This is a genomic window from Pseudooceanicola sp. NS-SX9 (assembly GCF_057380705.1).
Genome location: NZ_CM170818.1, coordinates 1,327,351 through 1,349,333, shown reverse-complemented (window position 1 = coordinate 1,349,333; position 21,983 = coordinate 1,327,351). Strand labels below are relative to the sequence as shown.

The following is a 21,983-nucleotide window of genomic DNA, read 5'->3' as shown; positions in this document are numbered from 1 at the left end:
GGCCCCGCAAGGGGCCCGAGCAAGGCCCGCCCCCCGGCCAGCCATTTCAGCCCGCGACGGATCCGTCGGTGAACTGCATCCGCGCCAGCCGGGCATACAGCCCGCCCTCGGCCACCAGCTCCTCGTGGGTGCCCTGCGCCACGATGCGGCCGGCTTCCATCACCACGATCCGATCGGCCTTCTTCACGGTCGCCAGACGGTGCGCGATGATGATCGTCGTGCGACCCTCGGCCAGGGTGTCGATGGCCCCCTGCACCGCGCGCTCGCTCTCGGCATCCAGCGCACTTGTCGCCTCATCCAGCAGCAGCACCGGCGCATCGCGCAGGATGGCCCGCGCAATGGCGATCCGCTGCTTCTGGCCGCCCGACAGCATCACGCCGCGTTCCCCCAGCGGGCTGTCATAGCCCTCGGGCAGCGCGGAAATGAACCCGTGCGCCGCCGCCGCCTTTGCCGCGGCCTCCACATCGGCATCCGACGCCCCCGGCCAGCCAAAGCGGATGTTGCCCCGCGCGCTGTCGGCAAAGATCACCGGATCCTGCGGCACCAGCGCCACCGAACGGCGGAAATCGCTCCGCGCCATCTGGTCCAGCGCCACGCCATCCAACGTCACCCGCCCCGCCACCGGATCATAGAACCGCAGCATCAGCTGGATCAGCGTCGACTTGCCCGCCCCCGAAGGGCCGACAACCGCCACCGTCTCGCCGGGCCGGATCGTCAGGTTGATCTCGTGCAGCGCCGGCGCCGAGGGCCGCGAGGGATAGAAGAAGGTCACGTCCTCGAAGCGGATCTCGCCGGTCACCGGCGACGGCACCGGCAGCGCCTCGACCGGATCCTGCACGCTGTCCTCGATGGTCAGCAGCTCGACCAGGCGTTCGGTGGCGCCGGCTGCGCGCTGCAGCTCGCCCCAGATCTCGCTCAGCGCCCCGACGGAGCCCGACACCATCACCGAATAGATCACGAACTGCAGCAGCGCCCCGGTGCTCATGCCGCCCGCGCGCACGTCATGGGCGCCGATCCACAGCACGCCCACCACCCCGGCAAAGACCAGGAAGATCACGATCACCGTCATCACCGCCCGCGTCCGAATCCGCCGCACGGCGGAATCGTAGCTGCGCTCGGTCACCTTGTCGAAGGCCGCCCGGCTCAGCCCCTCGTGGGTGAAGGCCTGCACCGTCTGCACCGACAAGAGCGCCTCGCTCGCATTGCCCGAGCTTTCGGCGATCCAGTCCTGGTTCTCGCGGCTCAGCTTGCGCAGCCGCCGCCCCAGCGTCAGGATCGGCACCACCACCAGCGGCACGATCAGCAGCGCCAGCCCCGTCAGCTTGGCCGAGGTCAGCAGCATCATCGCGAAGCCGCCAAAGAAGATCAGCGTGTTGCGCAGCGCGATCGACACCGAAGACCCGATCACCGACTGGATCAGCGTGGTGTCGGTGGTGATCCGGCTCAGCACCTCGCCGGTCATGGTGCGCTCGTAGAAGGCGGGGCTCATGGCGATGACGCGCCCAAAGACCGCCTTGCGGATGTCGGCCACCACCCGGTCGCCCAGCACCGTCACCAGCCCATAGCGCAGCCCGGTGCCGATCGCCAGCAGCGCGGCAATGCCGATCGCGGCGCCGAAATACTGGTCCAGGATCGCCACCGTATCGGCATCGAAGTGATCGACCACCCGGCGCACCGCCACCGGCAGCACCAGCGACACCGAAGCCGTCAGGATCAGCGCCAGCAACGCCCCCGCCATCAGCAGACGGTAGGGTTTCAGGAACGGCCACAGCTCCGCCAGCGCGCGCACCCGGCGGGAGCTTTCGCGATCAAGGGCTGCGGGATCAGTCTTGGGTCTGCGGGCCAATTGCGCCACCTCCTCAGGGCCCCGAATGGGCAGGGGCTTCATGCATATACAACCCCGCGCGGTCAACCCGCCCGGCACTCTCCCTGCAGAAGATCATGACGCCGGGACAACCACCGCAAGATCACTTCTACACAAACAATCTGCCCGTTCCTTGCGCAGCCGCCCCCGATCCCGCGAAAGATTGCCCCGCAACGGCTTTCCCGGGCCTCAACGGGGCTGGAAACACCGCCCCCGGCACGCCAGACTGGCCCGACCAGCCCCGGCCGCGCGGTTCCGCGCCCGGCCCGCCCGAAAGAACAACTGTGCGTGAGACGCCCGTGACTGCCCGCGAAATCCAGCTTCAGGTCAATGGCCAGCCCCGCCGCCTGCTGACCGACCCCGACCGCCTTCTGCTGGACGTGCTGCGCGATGACCTGGGCCTCAGGGCCGCGAAATACGGCTGCGGCATGGCGCAATGCGGCGCCTGCACGGTGCTGGTGAACGACCTTCCCGCCCGCGCCTGCACCCTGCGGCTGGGCCAGGTGCAGGACAAGCCGATCCGCACCCTCGAAGGCCTCGCCGATCCGCAGACCCGCGCCCTGCACCCCGTCCAGCAGGCCTTCCGCGACGCCGAGGGCGCGCAATGCGGCTACTGCCTGAACGGCATGGTGATGACCGTCACGGCGCTTCTCGAACGCCACCCCGACGCCACCGAACCGCAGATCCGCGCCGCGCTGCGCCACAACCTCTGCCGCTGCGGCACCCATCAGGAGATCCTGGCGGCAGCCACCCTCGCCGCCCGCCGCCTGCAGGAGGCCCGGGGTGACTGATTTCATCTTTCCCCAAATATGCCGGGGGACGCGGCCACGGGCCGCGGGGGGCAGCGCCCCCTGCCCCCCTCTCCACCGGACCCGCCGATGACCGCCCTGACCATCCAGCAGGGCGGCACGCCCTACCTGACACTTTCCCCCGAAGGCCATGCCACCGGCTACAACGGCCACGTCGACCTTGGCACCGGGATCGAGACCGCCCTCACCCAGATCGTCGCCGAGGAACTGGACCTGCCCCTCGCCTCTGTCACCATCGTGCTGGGCGATACGGCGCGCACCCCCGACCAGGGCCCCACCATCGCCTCCGAGACGATCCAGATCGCCGCCCGGCCCCTGCGCCAGGCCGCAGCCCAGGCCCGCGCCTGGCTGGTCGCGGCCGCGGCCCTGCGCCTCAACACCGCGCCCGGGCACATCACCACGGCCGAAGGTGCAGCACACCTCAACGGCACCGCCCTGCCCTATGCGGCGCTGCTGTCGGGCGCCGCCGTCACGCTGGATCTGGATCCCGCGACCCCGGTCAAGGACCCCGCGCAGTACCGCATCGTCGGCCACCACGCCCCCCGGGTCGACCTGACCGCCAAGCTGACCGGCACCCATGTCTACATCCAGGATGTCGACCTGCCGGGGATGATCCACGGCCATGTCATCCGGCCGCCCTATGCGGGACGCGACTCGGGCGCGTTCATCGGCCACAGCCTGCTGTCCTGGGATGAAACCGCCGTCGCGCAGATGCCCGGCTACCTCGGCCTGCACCAAGAGGGCGACTTTCTTGCGGTGCTGGCCGAAACCGCGGCCCAGGCCCGCGCCATCGCCGAGGCCCTGCCCGTCGACTGGCGCCTGCCGCCCGCGCTGCCCGATGTCTCGGATCTGGCGGAGGGGCTGAAATCCCAGCCCTCGACGCCCCGGCGCCTCGACCAGAGCGGCGATATCGAGGCGGGCCTTGCCGCCTCCGACACCGTGCTGACGCGGCGCTATAGCTGGCCCTGGCAGCTGCATGGCTCGATCGGGCCGTCCTGCGCGGTGGCCGACTGGCACGAAGGCCGCCCCGTCGTCTGGTCCGGCACTCAGAACCCCCACATGCTGCGCGGCGACCTGGCGCTGCTGGTGGGCCTGCCCCCCGAGCAGATCGAGATCCGCCGCCACCAGGCCGCGGGCTGCTACGGGCGCAACTGTGCCGATGACGTGGCGGGCGATGCGCTGCTGCTGGCGCGCGCCACCGGCCGTCCGGTCCGCGTCCAGCTGACCCGCGCGCAGGAGACGCTGTGGGAACCGAAAGGCGCCGCCCAGCTGATGGAAGTGACCGGCGGGCTGAAGGACGACAGCTTCCACGCCTATCGCTATGACAGCTGGTATCCCTCGAACCGGGGGCCAAACCTGGCGCTGCTGCTGACCCGGCGCATCACCCCCGAACCGCGCCCCGCCGACATGGGCGACCGCACCATCGTGCCGCCCTACCGGATCCCCCACAAGGACATCACCGTCCACGACATGGCACCGATCCTGCGCGCCTCGTGGATGCGCGGGGTCTCGGCCCTGCCCAACACCTTCGCCCATGAAAGCTTCATCGACGAGCTGGCGCTTGAGGCCGGCGAGGACCCCGTGGCCTTCCGCCTGCGCCACATCGACGATCCCCGCCAGGCCGAGCTGATCCGCAAGACCGCCGACCAGGCCGGATGGCAGCCCGCCACCGCGCCGCGGATGAAACGCGCCGGTCGCATGGCCTATGGCCGCGGCTTTGCCTTTGCCACCTATGTGCACGGGCCCTTCCCCGGCACCGCTGCCGCCTCGGCCGCCTGGGTGGTCGATGTCAGCGTCGATACCGACACCGGAGAGGTCGCCCTGACCCGCGTCTTCGTCGGTCAGGATCAGGGGCTGGCGATCAACCCCGAGGGCGTGCGCCACCAGATCCACGGCAATGTCATCCAGACCGCCAGCCGGGTGCTGAAGGAAGAGGTTTCCTTCGACGAGATCCGCGTGACCACCGAAAGCTGGGCCGACTACCCGATCGCCACCTTCCCCGAGGTGCCGCCGATCGAGACGATGCTGATCGCCCGGCCCGAGGACCCGCCGCTGGGCGTCGGCGAAAGCGCCGCCGTCCCCGCTGCCGCCGCCATCGCCAGCGCGATCTTCGATGCGACGGGCGTGCGGATGCGGCAGGTCCCCTTCAGCCCCGAAAAGCTGCGCGCGGAACTGGGCCACGCCGCGCCGCCGCCCGCCCTGCCGCCGTCGCGGCCGCGCGCGCCCCGCAAGGGCTGGCTGGCCGCCGGTCTGGGGCTGGCCGCGACCCTGGGCCTGGGCGCCATCGCCCTGCCGCTGCACCGCGCCCTGCCCGCGGGCGCCACCCCGGTCAGCGCCGATCCGCAGGTGCTGGCGCGCGGTCAGGCGCTTTTTGCGCTTGGCAACTGCGCCTCGTGCCATACCGCGCCCGGCGGCGCGCCCAATGCGGGCGGCAAGCCCATCGAAACGCCCTTCGGCACCGTCTGGTCCACCAACCTGACCGCCGATCCCGAAACCGGGCTGGGCCGCTGGTCCGAAGCCGCCTTTGTCCGCGCCATGACCCGCGGCATCAGCCGCGACGGCCACAACCTCTTTCCCGCCTTCCCCTATACCTCCTTCGCGAAGATGGCCCCCTCGGACCTGAGCGCGCTTTATGCCTATGTGCGCACCCTCGATCCCGTGCGAGCCGAAACGCCCAAGGCGCAGATCCCGGTGCCGCGCGCCGCCCTTGGCGCGTGGAATGCGCTCTACCGGCCTGCCGCGACGACGGCCGAGGTGCCGCAGGACCTGCTGGCACGTGGCAAGTATCTGGTCGACGGCGTGGGCCATTGCAGCGCCTGCCACAGCCCCCGCAATGCCCTGGGCGCCGAAACGACGGCGCTGGCGGGGGCGACGGTGAACGGCTGGTACGCCCCGGCGCTGGCGGGCGACACCGCCACCGCCTGGACGACCGAGGCGCTGGAAACCTATCTGGCAAGCGGCACGGCTGCGGGCCATGCCTCGGCCTCGGGGCCCATGGCCGAGGTCATCGCGGGCACCGCGCAGCTGCCCGAGGCCGACCGCAAGGCCATGGCCGCCTACCTGGCGACGCTGTCCACGCAGGCGCCGGCCCCGGCCCCCGTGCCCGCCGCCGCCCCCGCCACCCGGATGAGCCGGATCTTCGACAGCGCCTGCGCCAGCTGCCACGAACCGGCCTTCGAGGGCATGGAAAGCGCGGCCCGCGCGCCGCTGAGCCTCAGCCCGGCGCTGCGCGCGCCGACCTCCGAGACGGCGGAAAAGGTCATCCGCGACGGCCTGAGGCCGCCCCTTGGCACCAACCTGCGCGACATGCCGGGCTTTGCCGCCGAGCTGTCCTCCAGCGACATCGCGGCGCTGGCACGCGCCCTGCGCGCCCGCTACGCCCCCGACCTGCCCGTCTGGCCCTGATCCCCGCCTGACCCGCTGCCGATCCCGCCCGGCTGCCCGATCCTTGGGCAGCCGCAGGGCGCGGCCGGGCCGCCTTCGCCTGTATTTTCGTCAATACGGGATTTTTCCCCTATCTTGCCGCCCCGGGGGCAAGGCTAAGATTGCGGGGAAGGTGCGAGTCGGATTTATCTTCAAAATCACCTAATGAAGCCCCCGTCGCGGGACGCCAACAGGAGCAGCCCCATGCCCCAAGCCCTGCCCCAGAGACCTGCCATCGCGATCCTCGGCGCCGGGGCCATCGGCTCGATGCTGGCGGGGCTGCTGGCCCGCGCCGGATCGGACGTGACGCTGGTGGCGCGTGGCGCGCGGCTGGCGCAGTTGCAAAAGGACGGGCTGGCCTGCCGCGATCTGGGCGGCGCCTTCACCCTGGGCGTGCCGCAGGACCTGCGGGTGACGGATCGGCTGGAGGCGCCGGTGTCGGTGCTGTTCGTCTGCGTCAAGGGCCAGGCGATCGAGCCGGCGCTGCGGCAGAACCTGGCCGGCATGGGCCCAGAGACCCGCGTGGTGCCGCTGGTCAACGGCATTCCGTGGTGGTTCTTCGATGATCTGGGCCACCCGATCCATGCCGTCGATCCCGAGGGTCGGCTGTTCGAGATGGTGCCCTTTGACCAGATCGTCGGATCCGTCACCATGATGACCGCGGGCTTTGACGAGGACGGCACGGTGGTTTCGACCATCCCGCACAAGCTGGCGCTTGGGCCGACCACGCCGAACGGCCCCCGCCCGGTCGATCTGGCGGACGAGCTGACCGCCGCCGGCATCGCGCTGGACCGCGCCGACCACATCCGCCCGCTGGTCTGGGAAAAGCTGGCGATCAACCTGTCGACCAACACCCTGTCGGCCCTGACCGGCCATACGCTGGCCGATCTTGCCGCCGATCCCAACCTGTGCGCCCGCGCGGTGGCTGTCGCCGCCGAGACCGAGACCCTGGCCCGCGCCTGGGGCTGCGAGATCGACGTGGCCGCGAAACTGCCCACCGCCATGGCGCGTGCGGGCGCCTTCCGGACCTCGATGCTGCAGGACCGGCTGGCCGGGCGCCCGCTGGAACTGGCCCCCATTGCCCATGCGCCGCTGGAACTGGCCCGCGCCCGCGCCATCGCCATGCCCGAAACCACCCGACTGGTGGCCGAGCTGGAAGCCGATCTGCAGGCCCGCCCGGCCGCCCCCAAGTCATCCCCCTTCCAAGGAGTCCTGTGATGAACGTGCAAACCAAGACCGACCCGCTTGCCGGCATGACGGAAGACGCGCTGCGCGTGCAGCTTGCGGATTTCTACCACCTGGTTAGCTACCTTGGCTGGACCGAGCTGATCTTTAACCACATCTCGGTGCGCATTCCCGGCCAGGAGCATGCCTATCTGGTGAACCCGATGGGGCTGCATTACGATGAGGTGACCCCCGAAAACCTGCTGGTGGTGGGTGTTGACGGCAAGCTGAAACGTGAAAGTGAATACAAACCGAACCCCGCCGGTTTCGCCCTGCATGGCGTGATCCACGAGCATCGCCCCGATGTGGGCTGCGTGGCCCACACGCATACGACGCCGATTTCCGCGATCACCATGAAGGGCTTCGGCATCGACCACGACAGCTTCTATGGCGCGCAGCTGTACGGGCGCGTGGCCTATCACACCTTCGAAGGCATCACGATCTACGACGACGAGCGGGCGCGGATGCTGGAGAGCCTGGGTGAAAAACACGTTCTGGTGCTGCGCAACCACGGCATCGCCGTCTGCGAGGCCGACATTCCGCTGACCTTCTTCCTGCTGTGGACCGTGCAGCGCGCCGCCGAGATCCAGTGTGCGGCATCCTCGATCCCGGGTCCGAACTCGATCCTGCCGGAAGAGATCAAGGCGAAATGCGCCGCCGATGCGCAGCGCCTGAAGGACAATGCCGGCTTCGCCACGCTGCTGTTCGACGCCATGGTCCGCAAGATGAAGCGCGATCCGAACTACGTGGGCGCCTCGGCCTGAGGGAAGAGCGCATCCCCGGGCCATCGAGGCCCGGAGATGCGCAAAAAACGTGCCAAGGCACGTTTTTCCGCCCCGCCTCGTCGGTTTTCCCTGAGGCTTGGCGGGATATTGCGGTAATATTCACGCAAATAAGGATGCGCCCCATGCCCCGCGACTCTTCCCCGCTGACCCCGAGTGCCGCTGCTGCCATGACCCGCGATCTGGACCTGGGCCCAGCCGACGGACTGCGCGTCGCCGTCAAGGAATGCTTGGCCATCAAAGGGTTGCCGATCCGAGCGGGCTCGGCCGCCTTTGAGGAGGCGCCGCCCGCCAGCGCCCATGCCGCCGTGGTGGAGCAGGTGCTGGAGGCCGGCTGCCACATCATCGGGCAGGCCAACATGCATGAGCTGGCCTTCGGCATGACCGGCGCCAATGCCCATACCGGCACGCCCGAAAACCCGCGCTGGCCCGCGCGCATCCCCGGCGGATCCTCTTCGGGCTGTGCGGCGCTGGTGGCAAGTGGCACGGTCGATTTCGCCATCGGCACGGATACCGGCGGATCGGTGCGCCAGCCCGCCGCCTGCTGCGGTGTCTTCGGGCTGAAGCCCAGCTTCGGGCGGATCCCGCGCGACGGCGCGCTGCCGGTCGGGTCCTCGATCGACTGCGTGGGGCCGCTGGCCGCCAGCGCCCCCCTGCTGACCCGCGCCATGGCGGCGATGGACCCGACCTTCCGCACCGCGCCGCGCCCCACCGCGCCGCGCCTGACCCTGGTCAGCGATCCCGCCACCACCCCCGAGATCGCCCAGGCCGTCACAGATGCCGTCACCGCCCTTGGCCCCTTCGTCCAGATCACCCTGCCGGGCCTCGCCCAGGCCTTTGCCGCCGGCATGACCCTGATGAACGCCGAGATGGCGACCGAACTGGGCGCCCTTGCCCTGTCGAACGCCAGCCTCGGGGCCGATGTCCGCGCCCGTATCCTGAAAGCGCGCGAGACGACCCCGGCCCAGATCGCCGAAGCCGAAGCCACCCGCCGGGCCTTCACCGCCGAAACCGATGCCGCCCTTGCCGGCTGCGACGCGCTGATCACCCCCACCCTTCCGGTCGTGCCCCCCACCTGGGACGAGGCGCAGGACCCGATGAACATCCTGCCGCTGTCGCGTTACGTGCGGCCCTTCAACCTCACCGGCCACCCGGCCCTCACCGTTCCGATCCTGACCCGCTCGGGCCTGCCCGCAGGCCTGCAGCTGGTGGGCCCCAAGGGCAGCGACGCGATGCTGTGCGCCCTGGCCGAATGGATCGCCCTGCGCCTGTCCGAAAAGGAGACCGCATGACCGCCCTCGCCGATATCCCGGCCGAAAGCCCGGCCGTCACGCTTGATGCCGTGCTGGCCGAGATCCGCGCCCGCCGCGCCGATTTCCACGACCTGGCCCATGTGCCCCGCAACATGGTGGCGAAACTGCAGGCCGTCGGCTGCTACCGCGCCTTCGTGCCCGAACGCTTCGGCGGCGATGCCCTGTCGCCCGCCGCCTTCTGCCGCCTGATCGAGACGATCTCGGCCGCCGATGCCTCGACCGGCTGGGTGGCCAGCTTCGGCGTCTCCTCGACCTATCTGGCCGCCCTGCCGCCCGCCACCTTCAAGGCGATCTACGGCCGCGATCCGAACACCGTCTTCGCCGGCGCCATGTTCCCGCCCCAGAAGGCCACGCAGGAAGGCGACCGGCTGCGCGTCTCGGGACGTTGGCCCTGGTGCTCGGGCTCGATGGGGGCCTCGCTGATCGGCGTCGGCATCAGGATCGAGGGCGAGGCCACGCCGCTGCCCCGATCCGCCATCTTCCCCGCCGATCAGGTCACCATCGACCAGACCTGGGACACCATCGGCCTGCGCGCCACCGGCTCTCATGACGTGGTGGTCGAGGACAAGCTGGTCGACATGGACTGGACCTTCGTGCGCGGCTCGGCCCCGCAGATGGATGACGCGATCTTCCGCTACCCGGCAATGGCCCTGGCCGCGCAGGTGCTGGCGGTCGTGGGCCTTGGCACCGCCCGCGAAGCGCTCGACTGGGTGAAATCCGACGCCGCCCAGAAGGCCTCGATCACCGGCGCACCGAACCCCGGCCAGCGCCCCTACATCCAGAGCGACCTCGCGAAGGCCGAAGCGATCCTGGGCGGTGCCCGCGCGCATTTCTACGACGTGATCGAGGACGCCTGGCACCAGATGCAGACCGCGGGCGATGTCACCCCCGACACCCGCATCCGCCTGCGCCTGGTCGCCACCCAGGCCGCCCACCAGGCGGCCGAGGCCGCCCGCATGGCCTTCGTCATAGGCGGCTCGGGCGCGATGATGGCGGGCCATCCGCTGGGCCGCTGCATGGTCGATGCCGCCTGCGTCGCCCAGCACGCCTTCATGAACTCCGGCACCTGGACCGCCGCCGGCGCCGGCATGTTCGCCCAGCCCACCCCGCCCGGCTACCCGTAACCTTCATCTTTCCCCAAATATGCCGGGGGGAATTGGCCGCAGGCCAAGGGGGGCAGCGCCCCCACCCCCGCCCCAAGGAACAGGACCAAACCCATGTCTCAGCCCCCCCTCCGCACGCTCTTGTGCTTCAACAACCACGCCGCCTTCTTCCAGCTGCCCTTCGACCAGATCGGCCCGGTCTGGAAGGCCACGCAGGAACTGATGTCGGGCATCGCCAAGCTGGACGGCGTGCAGATCGTCGGCACCTTCGACGATGACCAGACCTTTGTCGGTGCCTCGCAGGGCTTCCCCTTCACCTGGTACATCATGGCCGATTTCCCCAACCGCGAAACCGTCCAGGCCGCCTGCAACCTGCTGCGCACCATCGTCGTCGGCGAAGGCAACGACCGGCTGTGGAAATACATGACCGTCGAGGCCCGCATGGGCCGCGCGCTCGAAATCCCGGACCTGTGATCCGATGACCGAGGCGATCCCCGACATCCTGGCCCGCCTCGACCGGCTCGAGGCCGAAGCCCGGATCCGCCGCTGCCTGTCCGACTACATGGACATCTGCGACCGGCTCGATGGCGCGACCGACCTCGACGCCCTGGGCGCGCTCTTCACCGAAGGCGCGGTCTGGGGCGGCGCGGGCGACCGCTATGCGAAGGACTTCGGCGCCCATCACGGGCGCCGGGCCATCACCGACTGGCTGGGCCGCTTCTGCACCAGCCCGCCGCATTTCGCCTCGAACGCGCATTTCCTGACCTCCGAGGCGCTGACCTGGGACGGCACCGCCTGCGAGGGCCGCTGGATCATGCTGCAGACGCCCACTTTCCACGACGGGCAAAGCTTTGTCATGGCCGCCCGCCTGACCATCCGCTTCGAGCAGGAAGAGGGCCTGTGGCGCATGGCTGTCTTCCAGACCGAGAACCTCTATGCCCGGCCCGTTGGCGCCTGGAACCAGCCGGTCCAGATCCCGCAACCCGCCGCCACCGCCCTGACCTGAGGAGCCAAGATGCCCCTAGAAACCTTTCCGACCGGGCCCGCCCCCGATTACAGCGATCTTGCGAAGGGCGACCGCGTTGCGACGCCGCTTTATGAGGATCCGGCGATCTTCGACGAGGAGATGACGAAGATCTTCCAGTCGACCTGGGTCTGGGTCGGCCATGAAAGCGAGGTCCCCGGCAAGGGCAACTTCAAGCTCTCCTGGGTGGGCCAGCAGCCCGTCATCATCTCGCGCGACCGCAAGGGCGAGGTCCATGTCTTCGTCAACCGCTGCCGCCACCGCGCTGCCACCGTCTGCGAGGTGAAGAAGGGCAAGACCTCGTCCTTCCAGTGCCCCTACCACGGCTGGGGCTATGCGCTCGATGGCAGCCTGCGCGCCATCCCCTACCCCGAGGGCTACTCGGGCGAGTTCGACAAGTCCCAGATGGGCCTGAAACCCCTGAAGGTCGGCATCTTCTGCGGCATGATCTTTGCCTCGTTCAACTTCGACGTCGAACCGCTGGAAGACTTCCTGGGCAACGCGAAACCCTGGATCGAGCTGTTCATGAAACAGGGCGGCGGCTTCCCGGTGAAGGTGCTGGGCGAGCATCAGTTCAAGGTGCCGATGAACTGGAAGATCCAGCTGGAAAACACCACCGACGCCTACCACTTCCCGATCGTCCACAAGTCCTTCCTGCAGTCCCTCGATGGCGAGGCGAACGAGACGTTCTCCTTCATGGATGACGACGACGGCTATGTCGAGGATCTGGGCAATGGCCATTCGGTCATGGTGATGATGCCGGAACTGATTGATCTGGATGAAAATCTTGATGCGCCGATCCCCGAACGCTTCAGGGATCTGGCCGAAAGCATCGCGGCCCAGGGCTATGACGACGCGCAGGTGCGCAAGATCGTCCGCGCGGTCGGCGGCTGCGGCTTCAACCTGAACCTCTTCCCCAATGTCGGCTGCTCGCTGTCGTTCTTCCGCGTGCTGCGCCCCGTCTCCGTCACCGAGACCGAGATCCGCCACGTCGCCCTCGGCATGGACGGCGGCCCGGCCGAGGCCAACCAGATGCGGATGCGCCTGCACGAGCATTTCCAGGGCCCGATGGGCTTTGGCAGCCCCGATGATGCCGAGGTCTGGGAACGCGTGCAGCGCGGCTCGGCCGGCGGCGGCGATCTGGACGTCATGGTCCACCGCGGCCTGGGCCTGGAAAAGGACAGCAAGAACGGCCTGCCCGTGGGCGATATCTCGGCCGAGACCGGGATGCGCGCGGCCTATGCCAAGTGGAAGGAGATGATGGCATGAAGGACGTCATGACCGATACCGAGATCACCCTGGACCAGGCGGTACAGTTCCTGTGGGCCGAGGCCGACATCCTGGATCGCCACGACTACCAGGCCTGGCTGCCGCTGTGGACCGAGGACGGCATGTACGTCATCCCCACCGACGTGCAGACCGAGGATTTCGCCAATTCCCTCAACATCGTCTACGACAATGCCGAGATGCGGAAGATGCGCGCGGCACGCCTGTCGGGGGGCTTTTCGATCTCGGCCGCGCCGCCCGCGCAATGCATCCGCACCCTGTCGCGCTTCGTGATCACCGACCAGGCGCCGGGCCGCATCACCCTGCGCCACGCCATGCACGTGGTCGAGGACAAGTTCGGCCGCCAGCGCCTGTTTGCCGCCAATGTCACCCATGATCTGGTGGCCACCGAAGACGGGCTGAAGATCGCCGGCAAGGTGGTGCGGCTGCTCAATGCCGATGGGATGCTGACCTCGATCAGCTACCTGTTCTGATGGCCGCGCCGCTTCCGCTGCAGACCCAGACGGCCGTGATCACCGGCGCCGGCAACGGCGTCGGGGCCGAGATCGCCCGCGCGCTGCATGGCGCGGGCTTCCGGGTCATCCTGACCGACATCGACAGCGATGCCACCTACCGCCTGGCCGAAGAGCTGGACCTGGCGTCCGAACTGGCGCTGACGGCGACGCTCGACGTGTCGAAACCTTCGGATTTCCAGGAGGTTCTGGACAAGGTCGTGGATCGCTGGGGCTCGGTCGAGGTGCTGGTCAACAATGCCGCCGTCACCCGCGCCCAGCCGCTGATGCAGATCGATCCGGCGGATTTCAACGCCGTCATGGGGATCAATGCGGGCGGCGTCTTTGCCGGCAGCCAGATCTTTGCCCGCCACTTCATCGAACGGGGCTACGGGCGGATCATCAACATGGCCAGCCTTGCCGGCCAGAACGGCGGCACCACCACGGGGGCGCATTACGCGGCCTCGAAAGGCGCCATCATGACCCTGACCAAGGTCTTTGCCCGCGATCTGGCGCAATACGGCATCACCTGCAACTGCCTCTCTCCCGGGCCGCTCGACAGCCCGATGGTGCATGCGCTGGTGGGCGAGAACATGCCGCAGATGCTGAAGAACATCCCCGTCGGGCGGCTGGGCGATCCGGGCTTTGTCGGGCAGATGGTGGCGATGCTGGCCTCGCCCGCCGCGGCCTTCGTCAACGGCGCCTGCTGGGATTACAACGGCGGCCTCTACATGCGCTGAAGGGATCCATACGGGGGCGAATGCCTCGGCCCCGTCCCGCGGGCGTGACGACCCTGCCCGCCCTGCCCCCTGCGGGTGTGACGACCCAGGGCGCCTCCGGCGGTCCGACCCACGCGTCGCTTCGGAGGCAGCTGACACTTGCGCCCTCCCGGCGTGCCCAAACACCGCGCCCCCGGCGCGCCCGAACATTGCGCCTCCGGCGCGCCCGAAAATTGCGCCCTCCGGGCGCGAAGGACCAAGATGACCGAGACCCCTCTCTCTCTCACCGTCAGCGCGCGCCGGGACGACCGCGGCGACATCCTGCAGCTGACCCTGGCCGACCCCACGGGCGCGCCCCTGCCCGCCGTCACCGCCGGTGCCCATATCGACATCCTGGTGCCCGGCACCGACGCGCTGTGGCGGCAATATTCCCTGGCGGGCGATCCCGCCGACCGGTCCGCCTGGCAGCTGGGGATCCTGAAGGACCCGGCCTCGCGCGGCGGATCCGAGGCGCTGCATGCCCGGCTGAAGGTTGGCGACAAGGTGCAGATCACCGGCCCGCGCAACCACTTTGCCCTTGTTCCGGCGGCGAAAACCGTGCTGCTGGGCGGCGGCGTGGGGGTCACGCCGATGCTGGCCATGGCGCATGAGCTGTCGGCCTCCGGCGCCGACTGGGAGCTGCACTATTGCACCCGCGCGCCCGACTGCACCGCCTTCACCGATCTGCTGGACAAGCCGCCCTTCGCCGGTCACGTGCATCTGCACCACGGCGTCCGCAGCCTGGACCCGGCGGCGCTGCTGCCCGCCCCGGCCGCCGGCACCCATCTTTACATCTGCGGCCCCGAGGGCTTTATGGAGCACTTCATCGCCGCCGCCACCGCCATGGGCCATACGGGCGCGAATGTGCACCGCGAATACTTCTCGGCCGAGGTCGACGTGACCGGCGCCAGCTTCCAGGTCGAATGCGCGCAATCCGGCGTCACGGTGACGGTCGCCCCCGAGGAAACCATCGTCGCGGCCCTGGCCCGCGAGGGTATCAAGATCGAGGTCAAATGCGAGGAAGGCATCTGCGGCACCTGCGTGACCGACGTGCTGGAGGGCACCCCCGATCACCGAGACCACTTCCTGACTGACGAAGAAAAGGCCGACAACACCGAGATGTGCCTGTGCTGCTCGCGTGCCTGTTCCGCAAAACTGGTGCTGGACCTGTGACCATGACCCAGGATCTTTCCCCCGACATCGCCACCTTCCGCGAAGGCATGGCGCGCCTTGGCGCCGCAATCACGGTGCTGACCACCGACGGGCCCGCCGGGCGCTTCGGAATGACGGCTTCGGCGGTCAGTTCGGTCACCGACCAGCCGCCGACGCTGCTGGTCTGCGTCAACCGCGCGGCGCGCGCGCATGGCGCTTTCCTGGAAAATGGCCGCATCGCGGTGAACCTGCTGGCCGAGCGCCACCAGCCCCTGTCGACAGCCTTCGCCAAGGGCGAGATGGACGCCCGCTTTGCCGCCGCCCGCTGGAAGACGCTGGCCACCGGCGCCCCGGTCCTCGACGATGCCCCCGTCGCCTTCGACTGCGAGATCACCGAAACCGCCGAGGTCGGATCCCACACCGTCATCTTCTGCCAGGTCCGCGCCATGGACCTCCAAAACGGCGCCGCGGAAACACTCATTTGGTTCGGAAGGGCATGCCATCCCCTGAAGGCGGGCTGATGCGGTCAGAGTTCCCCAAGCCGGTTGAAGACGCGCTCCAGCAGGTCGTTCATCACCTGCTGCTCGTCCATGGTCAGATCGGGAAAGCTGTGCTCGAAGACCATCGAGGCGATCGCCCGCGCCTTCTTGCGCTGCGCGTCCCCCTTCGGCGTCAGCGTCACCTCGGTCACGCGGGCATCCGTCGGGCGCGGGCGGGTCGTCACCAGACCGTCGGCCACCATGCGCTGGATGATCTTCGTCGCCGTGTTCAGCTTGATGATGCAGAAATCCGCGATCTCGCTGACCGACAGGTGGTCGTCCTCGAAAAGCGACATCAGCACCCGGTAGCGCGGCACGTCCAGGCCGATGGGTTTCAGCCGCTTTTCCATCGCCAGGAAATAACGCGCCGAGGTCCGCGTGATCCAGTAGTAAGGCCAGTCCTGCTTGCGGAATCGCGCCTCCATTTCCGCCGCGTCGGCGTCCTTTTCGGGACTGTCGGTCATCTTGCCTCTTTTCTCGTCCATCGCAGCAGGTTCTGTGCCTGATGTTTCAAGTTCTGGATGACGGGGCTATCACGAGCCAGAGAAAAATAAGAAAGTTCACGTGAAGAGTCGCACAATCTCTCTCAACTGATCACCAAACCACCATACGACAGGGAACTCACATGCTGATGAAGAAACTGACCCTCGCGGCAGTGGCGGGCCTCGTGCTGGCCGCGCCGGTCTCGGCCGAAACCAAGCTGACCGTCGCCAACTGGCTGCCGCCCTCGCACCCGCTGGTCTCGGACGTGATCGTGCCGATGATCAACCAGATCAAGGAAGCCACCCACGGCGAGGTCGTCCCCAGCCTGCTGCCCGCCCCCCTGGGGCCGCCGGCGGCGCATTTCGACTTTGCCGTCAACGGTGTCGCCGACATCACCTTCGGCGTGCAGGGCTATACGCCCGGCCGCTTCAAGACCACCAACATCGCCGAGCTGCCCTTCCTGGGCCACAGCGCGGAATCGATCTCGGTCGCGTACTGGCGGACCTGGGACGCCATGCTGAAGAACGCCGGCGAATACGACAAGGTGCATGTGCTGGGCGTCTTCACCCATGGCCCGGGCGAGATCTTCGTCAAGGGCAAGGACCCGGCCTCGACCGACCTGCTGCAGGGCACCAAGATGCGCGTCGGCGGCGGCATCATCAACACCATCGCGGAAACGCTGGGCGCGGTGCCGGTGGAAGGCCCCTCGTCCAAGGCTTACGAACTGCTCAGCCAGGGTGTCGCCGACGGGATCTTCTTCCCCTATGAATCGGTGAACTTCTTCGGCCTGATCCCGCAGCTGACCGATGCGGTGGACGTGCCCGGCGGCCTTTACAACACCTCGTTCTACGTGGTGATGAACAAGGCCAAGTGGGATGCGCTGACCCCGGAAGAGCAGAAGGAAATCGACGGCGTCACCGGCGAGGCCCTGGCCCGCATGGCCGGCAAGATGTGGGATGCCCAGGACGCCAAGGGCAAGAAGGCGATGGAAGGCAAGATCACCATCCACCCCGCCACCGACGCCCAGATGGCCGCCTGGACCAAGGAGCTGCAGCCGGTGGTCGATGCGAAACTGAAGGAAGTCTCTGAAACGGGCGTCGATGCCCAGGCCGCCTACGACATGATGAAGTCGGAAGTGGCCAAGGTCGAGGCCGAGCAGGAATGAAACCGCAACCCGCGGATCATTTCGCCCGCGGCCCGGAGGCGTCTACGTCTCCGGGTCCCGGACATGCCCGTTGGCCCCGCCGCGCGCTGGCGGCGGTCTGCGGGGTACTGCTGCTGGTGATGATGTCGCTGACCGTGATCGACGTCATCGGCCGCTACATCTTCGACCACCCGCTGATCGGCGCCACCGAACTGACCGAGATGCTGCTGGTGTCGGTCATCTACATCGGCCTGCCGGCGGTGTGCCTGGATGATGAACATGTCACCGTCGATCTGCTGACCTCGCACATGCCCGACTGGATCCATCCGATCCGCAAGGCGGTGCTGGCGCTGGTCTCGGCCGGGGTGATCGGGCTGATCACCTGGCGCGTCTGGGTCTACGGAGACCAGATCGCAAGCTATCACGGCGTCACCAACTCGCTGCGGATCCCGGTCGCGCCCTTCGCCTGGCTGTGTTCGGTCTGTGCGGCGGTGTCGATCGCGATCACGCTCTACGTGGCGGTGCGCGACCTCAAGCGCGCGCTGCGTTCCTGACAGGACGACCTTTCCCATGGACATTCTCTCTTCCTGGCCCGTTGGCATCGTCGTGATGTTCGCCCTGCTGCTGATCGGCCTGCCGATCTCGATCGCGCTGACGCTGATCGGGGTGCTGGGCACCGTGTCGATCATCGGCTGGACGCCCGCCCTGTCGCTGCTGGGCACCACCTTCTTCGACCAGGGGCGCAGCTATTCGCTGTCGGTGCTGCCGCTGTTCCTGATGATGGGCAACTTCGTGGTGCAATCGGGCATCGCGCAGGACCTCTACAATGCCGCCCATGCCTGGCTACGCCACCGCAAGGGTGGGCTGGCGCTGGCCACGGTGATCGCCTGCGGCGGGTTCTCCTCGGTCTGCGGATCGTCGATGGCCACCGCCGCCACCATGAGCCGCATCTCGCTGCCCTCGATGCGCAAGTTCGGCTACCCGGATGATCTGTCGACGGCCTCGATCGCGGCGGGGGGCACGCTGGGCATCCTGATCCCGCCCTCGGTCATCCTGGTGTTCTACGGCATCATGACCCAGCAGGACATCGGCAAGCTGTTCCTGGCGGGCATCATCCCCGGCATCATCGGCATCATCGGCTATACCATCGCCGTGGTGATCAGCGTCCGCCTGAAGGGCCTGGAAATGCCGGTCGAGGAAAAGCTGCCCCTGTCCGAACGCCTGGCCGCGCTGAAGGGCACGCTGGGGGCGCTGATCCTGTTCGTCTTCGTGATGGGCGGCATCTACCTTGGCGTCTTCACCCCCACCGAAAGTGCGGGCATGGGGGCGGGTGGCGCGCTGCTGCTGACGATCCTGTCGGGCAAGTTCAGCATCAGTTCGACCTTCCGCACCCTGTTCGACGCCGCCAAGACCACCGCCATGATGTTCTTCATCCTGTTCGGGGCGCTGACCTTCACCAACTACGTCAACCTTTCGGGGATGACGGCGGACATGCAGGCCTTCATCAACTACTTCGGCACCTCGCCCTATGCCACCATCCTGACCGTGCTGGTCATCTACCTGGTGCTGGGCTGCGTGCTGGAGGGGCTGTCGATGATCACCCTGACGGTGCCGATCTTCTACCCGGTCGTCGCCGCCCAGGGGTTCGACCTGATCTGGTTCGGCATCTTCGTCGTCGTGATCACCGAGATCTCGTACATCACGCCGCCGGTGGGGATGAACGCCTTCGTGCTACGCTCGGTCGTCAAGGACGTGGAACTGAAGACGATCTTCTCGGGGCTGACGCCGTTCATCGCCATGGACGTGGTGCGCATCGCCCTGCTGATCTTCGTGCCGTGGCTGGTGCTGGTGCTGCCCAATTCCATGTAAGCGCCCCGCCTGACACGAAAAGGCCCGCCAACCGGCGGGCCTTTTTCCGTTTCGGGGGGCCGCGAATCCGGTTGACCTTGATCCCCGCCTCGCCTATCCCTCTGCCTACCCGAGCGGGTATAGCTTAATGGTAAAGCCCCTGCCTTCCAAGCAGGTTATGTCGGTTCGATTCCGTCTACCCGCTCCAGGTCTCTCCCCCAGCCGCAGACGAAAAACGCGCCCGAAGGCGCGTTCTGCTGTCCGTCAGCACGGCGGCGGCGGCGGCTCTTTCGCCCCCCGTTTCGCGGCCCCCGCGGCCATGCCCGCGCCCACGCCCTGCATCAGCGCCGTGATCAGCCCCGCCATGCTAGCAGCCGAAGGCGGCGGCGCGCCCACCGGATGGGCCATCGGCACCGGCCGCCCGCGGCTGCCCAGGAACAGCAGGATCAGACCGATCCCCGCATAGACGCAGCCGATGACCAGCGCCGCGAACAGCGTGTCACGCAGCTGCGACAGGAACATCCAGGCCGCGATGGTCAGGAACACCAGCCCCACCAGCAGAAAGACGATCCCGCCGATGGAATAGCCCGCGCGCCGTAGCGCCCGGTCGATGGAATAGCGCAGGGATCCGAACATGAGACCTCAGCGGCGCGACATCAGAAGGCCGATCAGAAAGCCCACGCCGCCGGCGATCGCCACCGCGGCACCGGGATTTTCCTGGACCTTCGCCTCGGCCCCAGCATAGGCACGGCGGGCGCGCTCCTCGACCTCGTGCAGGCCCGCCTCGGCCTCGGCCCGCAGCTCCTCCGCCTTCGAACGCGCGGTGGCCGCGGCCGCCTCGGTCTGTGCCTTGCTGTAGGCGCCCAGAGACTGGCTCAGCGCCGCCACGTCCTTGCGCAGGATCTCGAGCTGTTCCTGGATCGTCATGCTTTCCACCTCTGCCGCTGCCTTGGCCGCCGTTGCCTTGCCATTGGCTGCCGAACCGTTTGCCGTTGCCATGATACCCTCCTGGTCTGAGTGGTGCTGCCCCGCGTCAGGTTCACTGAACCGCAGGACCGTCACCGATGCAACGCGGCAGATCGCCGGATGTTCCCGCCTGTTCGACCAGAGGCGCCATCAGCCCGGCCCCCGAGGCGCGGTTGGAATTGACCGCCTGCCCCACCCGCCAGGCCTCCAGCACCGGGTCCCCGGCGGGCCGCATCAGCCGCGCCGCGCCATGGCCCGCCTCGCCCAGCCACTTGCCCCAGTCGCCTTCCTCCAGGATCACGGGCATCCGGTGATGGATCGGCGCCAGCACCCCGTTGGCCGCACAGGTGACGATGGCGCAGGTCGCGCCCCCCTGCCAGTCCTGCCAGATCCCCGCCATGACCAGAGGCGCCCCGTCGCGCCGCCGCAGGAACCAGGGCAGCCGCGCCGCGCCCTCGCGGTGCCATTCGTAGAAGCCCGCCACCGGGATCAGGCAGCGCCGCGTCCGGCAGGCCTCGGCAAAGGCGGGCTTTTCGGCGATGGTCTCGGCGCGGGCATTGATCAGCAGCGGCCCGCCCGACAGCGCCTTGTACCACCCGGGCACGAACCCCCACCGCATCGACACCAGCCGCCGCCCGCCCGTTCCGGCCCGCACCACGGCGATCTGCACCGTCGGGCAGACATTGAAATCGGGCACCGGCGGCAGATCGTTGTCGGGCGCCGCTGCAAACAGCCGCGCCATCGCATCCTGAGGCAGCGTGGTGGCAAATCGCCCGCACATGGCGCTACCTCTCCCAGGCCTTGCGGGCCATGGCGATGCGCACCTCCATCATCGACATCTCCTGCATCAGCGCCCGGCGCCGGGTCCTGTCGCCCTCCTCGCGCAGCTCTTCGCGCATCCGCGCCAGCTCGCGCGTCAGCGACACCGCCTCGGGCACCCCGCCCGCCTCGCGGACCAGCCGGTTCAGCAACGCATTCTCCGGGTCGTCGACCTCCGGCAAGGGCCGCCCCGCCCCAGGCAGGTTGTCAAATGCCCCCTCGGCCTCGGCCGCGGCGATCCGCGCATTGATCAGATCGATCAGAGGATGATCCATCGGCGCCTCCTGCCCCCAAGTCCTGCTTTCATCTTTCCACAAATATGCATGACACAACAGCCGCGACAGGCCGCCGCATCCGGTCTTTTGCCCATGACATCGCGACGGAACACGGCTTCGTGAGCGTGTCACAGCCATCATTCCGCCAGGAGACCCCGACATGACCCTCGCATTGCGCAAATGGGCAACCCCGCTGACCGCCGCCACCTTCCTCGTCACCGCCGTGACCGGGGTCGTGCTCTATTTCCACGCCGGCGGCAGCTGGTCCCGCTGGGCCCATATCTGGATCGGCTTCGGCGTCTTCGCCGTGGCCTTCTTCCACATTGCCACCAACTGGCGCCCCGCCAAGGCCTATCTGAAGAAGCCCCTCGCCGCTGCGATCCTGCTGGCGGGTGTCGTCGTCACCCTTGCCACCTCGGTCAGCTTCGCCCCCGCCAGCCAGGCCCCGGGCGTCAATCCCGGGATGCTCTTCGGGGCGCTCGGGCGGGCGCCGGTCTCGGCGCTGGCGCAGATCGCGGGCGTACCGGCCGACACGCTGGTCGCGAAACTGCAGGCCGCGGGCTTTGCGGATGCCACCGCCCAGGCCACGGTCGCCCAGCTGTCGGGCGGCGACACCGCCGCACGCAACACCATCCTGGGTCTGTCGCTGGGTACGGGCGGCGCGCATTGACGCCGCCCG

General features: G+C 68.4%; 23 protein-coding genes and 1 tRNA gene. 18 read left to right on the top strand and 6 right to left on the bottom strand.

From position 1 onward, the window contains the following. Positions 1-46: 46 nt before the first annotated feature. On the bottom strand, positions 47-1,846 hold the full coding sequence (locus AC2ITM_RS06395; RefSeq protein ID WP_486468990.1) for an ABC transporter transmembrane domain-containing protein: 1,800 nt from the start codon (positions 1,844-1,846) through the stop codon (positions 47-49). A gap of 317 nt (positions 1,847-2,163) precedes the next feature. Here AC2ITM_RS06395 and AC2ITM_RS06390 point away from each other — a divergent pair, with 317 nt between their 5' ends. The 13 genes from AC2ITM_RS06390 (at position 2,164) to AC2ITM_RS06330 (ending at position 15,751) form a co-directional block, all read left to right on the top strand. After that, a complete protein-coding gene (locus AC2ITM_RS06390) occupies positions 2,164-2,655 on the top strand; it encodes a (2Fe-2S)-binding protein (protein WP_486468989.1) in 492 nt (163 codons plus the stop codon). 87 nt (positions 2,656-2,742) lie between these two features. Further along, complete coding sequence (locus tag AC2ITM_RS06385) at positions 2,743-6,078, top strand: molybdopterin cofactor-binding domain-containing protein (RefSeq protein ID WP_486468988.1); 3,336 nt, start codon at positions 2,743-2,745, stop codon at positions 6,076-6,078. Positions 6,079-6,300: 222 nt separating this feature from the next. After that, positions 6,301-7,314 (top strand): ketopantoate reductase family protein, encoded by a 1,014-nt coding sequence (locus tag AC2ITM_RS06380; protein ID WP_486468987.1) that lies wholly within the window; start codon positions 6,301-6,303, stop codon positions 7,312-7,314. Then, positions 7,314-8,084: a class II aldolase/adducin family protein gene (locus AC2ITM_RS06375; RefSeq protein ID WP_486468986.1), complete on the top strand. Its 771-nt coding sequence runs from the start codon at positions 7,314-7,316 to the stop codon at positions 8,082-8,084. Before AC2ITM_RS06380 ends, AC2ITM_RS06375 begins: the two co-directional genes overlap by 1 nt. A 143-nt stretch (positions 8,085-8,227) precedes the next feature. Then, positions 8,228-9,394 (top strand): amidase, encoded by a 1,167-nt coding sequence (locus AC2ITM_RS06370; RefSeq protein ID WP_486468985.1) that lies wholly within the window; start codon positions 8,228-8,230, stop codon positions 9,392-9,394. Continuing rightward, positions 9,391-10,539 (top strand): acyl-CoA dehydrogenase family protein, encoded by a 1,149-nt coding sequence (locus AC2ITM_RS06365; RefSeq protein WP_486468984.1) that lies wholly within the window; start codon positions 9,391-9,393, stop codon positions 10,537-10,539. Before AC2ITM_RS06370 ends, AC2ITM_RS06365 begins: the two co-directional genes overlap by 4 nt. Before the next feature lie 93 nt (positions 10,540-10,632). Continuing rightward, positions 10,633-10,992, top strand: a complete 360-nt coding sequence (locus tag AC2ITM_RS06360) for a hypothetical protein (RefSeq protein WP_486468983.1) — start codon at positions 10,633-10,635, stop codon at positions 10,990-10,992. 4 nt (positions 10,993-10,996) lie between these two features. Beyond that, positions 10,997-11,524, top strand: coding sequence for a nuclear transport factor 2 family protein (locus tag AC2ITM_RS06355; RefSeq protein WP_486468982.1), 528 nt, complete (start codon positions 10,997-10,999; stop codon positions 11,522-11,524). 9 nt (positions 11,525-11,533) lie between these two features. Next, positions 11,534-12,811, top strand: coding sequence for an aromatic ring-hydroxylating oxygenase subunit alpha (locus AC2ITM_RS06350; protein ID WP_486468981.1), 1,278 nt, complete (start codon positions 11,534-11,536; stop codon positions 12,809-12,811). Continuing rightward, positions 12,808-13,302, top strand: coding sequence for an aromatic-ring-hydroxylating dioxygenase subunit beta (locus tag AC2ITM_RS06345; RefSeq protein WP_486468980.1), 495 nt, complete (start codon positions 12,808-12,810; stop codon positions 13,300-13,302). The genes AC2ITM_RS06350 and AC2ITM_RS06345 overlap by 4 nt, the downstream gene beginning before the upstream one ends. Continuing rightward, positions 13,302-14,060: an SDR family NAD(P)-dependent oxidoreductase gene (locus AC2ITM_RS06340; protein ID WP_486468979.1), complete on the top strand. Its 759-nt coding sequence runs from the start codon at positions 13,302-13,304 to the stop codon at positions 14,058-14,060. The genes AC2ITM_RS06345 and AC2ITM_RS06340 overlap by 1 nt, the downstream gene beginning before the upstream one ends. Positions 14,061-14,300: 240 nt before the next feature. Then, the gene (locus AC2ITM_RS06335) at positions 14,301-15,251 is read left to right on the top strand and encodes a PDR/VanB family oxidoreductase (RefSeq protein WP_486468978.1); all 951 of its coding nucleotides are present in this window, start codon (positions 14,301-14,303) and stop codon (positions 15,249-15,251) included. A 2-nt stretch (positions 15,252-15,253) separates the two neighbouring features. Then, entirely contained in the window at positions 15,254-15,751 is a 498-nt protein-coding gene (locus tag AC2ITM_RS06330) for a flavin reductase family protein (RefSeq protein WP_486468977.1), read from the top strand. 5 nt (positions 15,752-15,756) lie between these two features. On the opposite strand, the gene AC2ITM_RS06325 is transcribed toward AC2ITM_RS06330, so the two are convergent. Further along, on the bottom strand, positions 15,757-16,233 hold the full coding sequence (locus AC2ITM_RS06325) for a MarR family winged helix-turn-helix transcriptional regulator (protein WP_486468976.1): 477 nt from the start codon (positions 16,231-16,233) through the stop codon (positions 15,757-15,759). Positions 16,234-16,394: 161 nt separating this feature from the next. Here AC2ITM_RS06325 and AC2ITM_RS06320 point away from each other — a divergent pair, with 161 nt between their 5' ends. The 4 genes from AC2ITM_RS06320 (at position 16,395) to AC2ITM_RS06305 (ending at position 19,452) form a co-directional block, all read left to right on the top strand. Continuing rightward, positions 16,395-17,417, top strand: coding sequence for a TRAP transporter substrate-binding protein (locus AC2ITM_RS06320; protein WP_486468975.1), 1,023 nt, complete (start codon positions 16,395-16,397; stop codon positions 17,415-17,417). Beyond that, complete coding sequence (locus AC2ITM_RS06315; RefSeq protein WP_486468974.1) at positions 17,414-17,950, top strand: TRAP transporter small permease; 537 nt, start codon at positions 17,414-17,416, stop codon at positions 17,948-17,950. The genes AC2ITM_RS06320 and AC2ITM_RS06315 overlap by 4 nt, the downstream gene beginning before the upstream one ends. Before the next feature lie 16 nt (positions 17,951-17,966). Further along, positions 17,967-19,265, top strand: a complete 1,299-nt coding sequence (locus AC2ITM_RS06310; RefSeq protein ID WP_486468973.1) for a TRAP transporter large permease — start codon at positions 17,967-17,969, stop codon at positions 19,263-19,265. Positions 19,266-19,378: 113 nt separating this feature from the next. Next, positions 19,379-19,452: transfer RNA gene (locus AC2ITM_RS06305), tRNA-Gly, on the top strand. A gap of 56 nt (positions 19,453-19,508) precedes the next feature. On the opposite strand, the gene AC2ITM_RS06300 is transcribed toward AC2ITM_RS06305, so the two are convergent. Genes AC2ITM_RS06300 through AC2ITM_RS06285 form a run of 4 tightly spaced genes read right to left on the bottom strand, consistent with a single transcriptional unit; the run spans position 19,509 to position 21,304 of the window. Continuing rightward, a complete protein-coding gene (locus AC2ITM_RS06300; protein WP_486468972.1) occupies positions 19,509-19,880 on the bottom strand; it encodes a phage holin family protein in 372 nt (123 codons plus the stop codon). 6 nt (positions 19,881-19,886) lie between these two features. Next, positions 19,887-20,243 (bottom strand): ElaB/YgaM/YqjD family protein, encoded by a 357-nt coding sequence (locus AC2ITM_RS06295; protein WP_486468971.1) that lies wholly within the window; start codon positions 20,241-20,243, stop codon positions 19,887-19,889. Positions 20,244-20,283: 40 nt separating this feature from the next. Further along, positions 20,284-20,991 carry an SOS response-associated peptidase gene (locus AC2ITM_RS06290; RefSeq protein ID WP_486468970.1) on the bottom strand — a complete coding sequence of 236 codons (708 nt, stop codon included), beginning with the start codon at positions 20,989-20,991 and terminating at the stop codon, positions 20,284-20,286. 4 nt (positions 20,992-20,995) lie between these two features. Continuing rightward, positions 20,996-21,304, bottom strand: a complete 309-nt coding sequence (locus AC2ITM_RS06285) for a DnaJ family domain-containing protein (protein ID WP_486468969.1) — start codon at positions 21,302-21,304, stop codon at positions 20,996-20,998. A gap of 160 nt (positions 21,305-21,464) precedes the next feature. Between AC2ITM_RS06285 and AC2ITM_RS06280 the strand changes: the two genes are divergently transcribed. Further along, positions 21,465-21,974 (top strand): DUF4405 domain-containing protein, encoded by a 510-nt coding sequence (locus tag AC2ITM_RS06280; RefSeq protein WP_486468968.1) that lies wholly within the window; start codon positions 21,465-21,467, stop codon positions 21,972-21,974. Positions 21,975-21,983 lie beyond the last annotated feature (9 nt).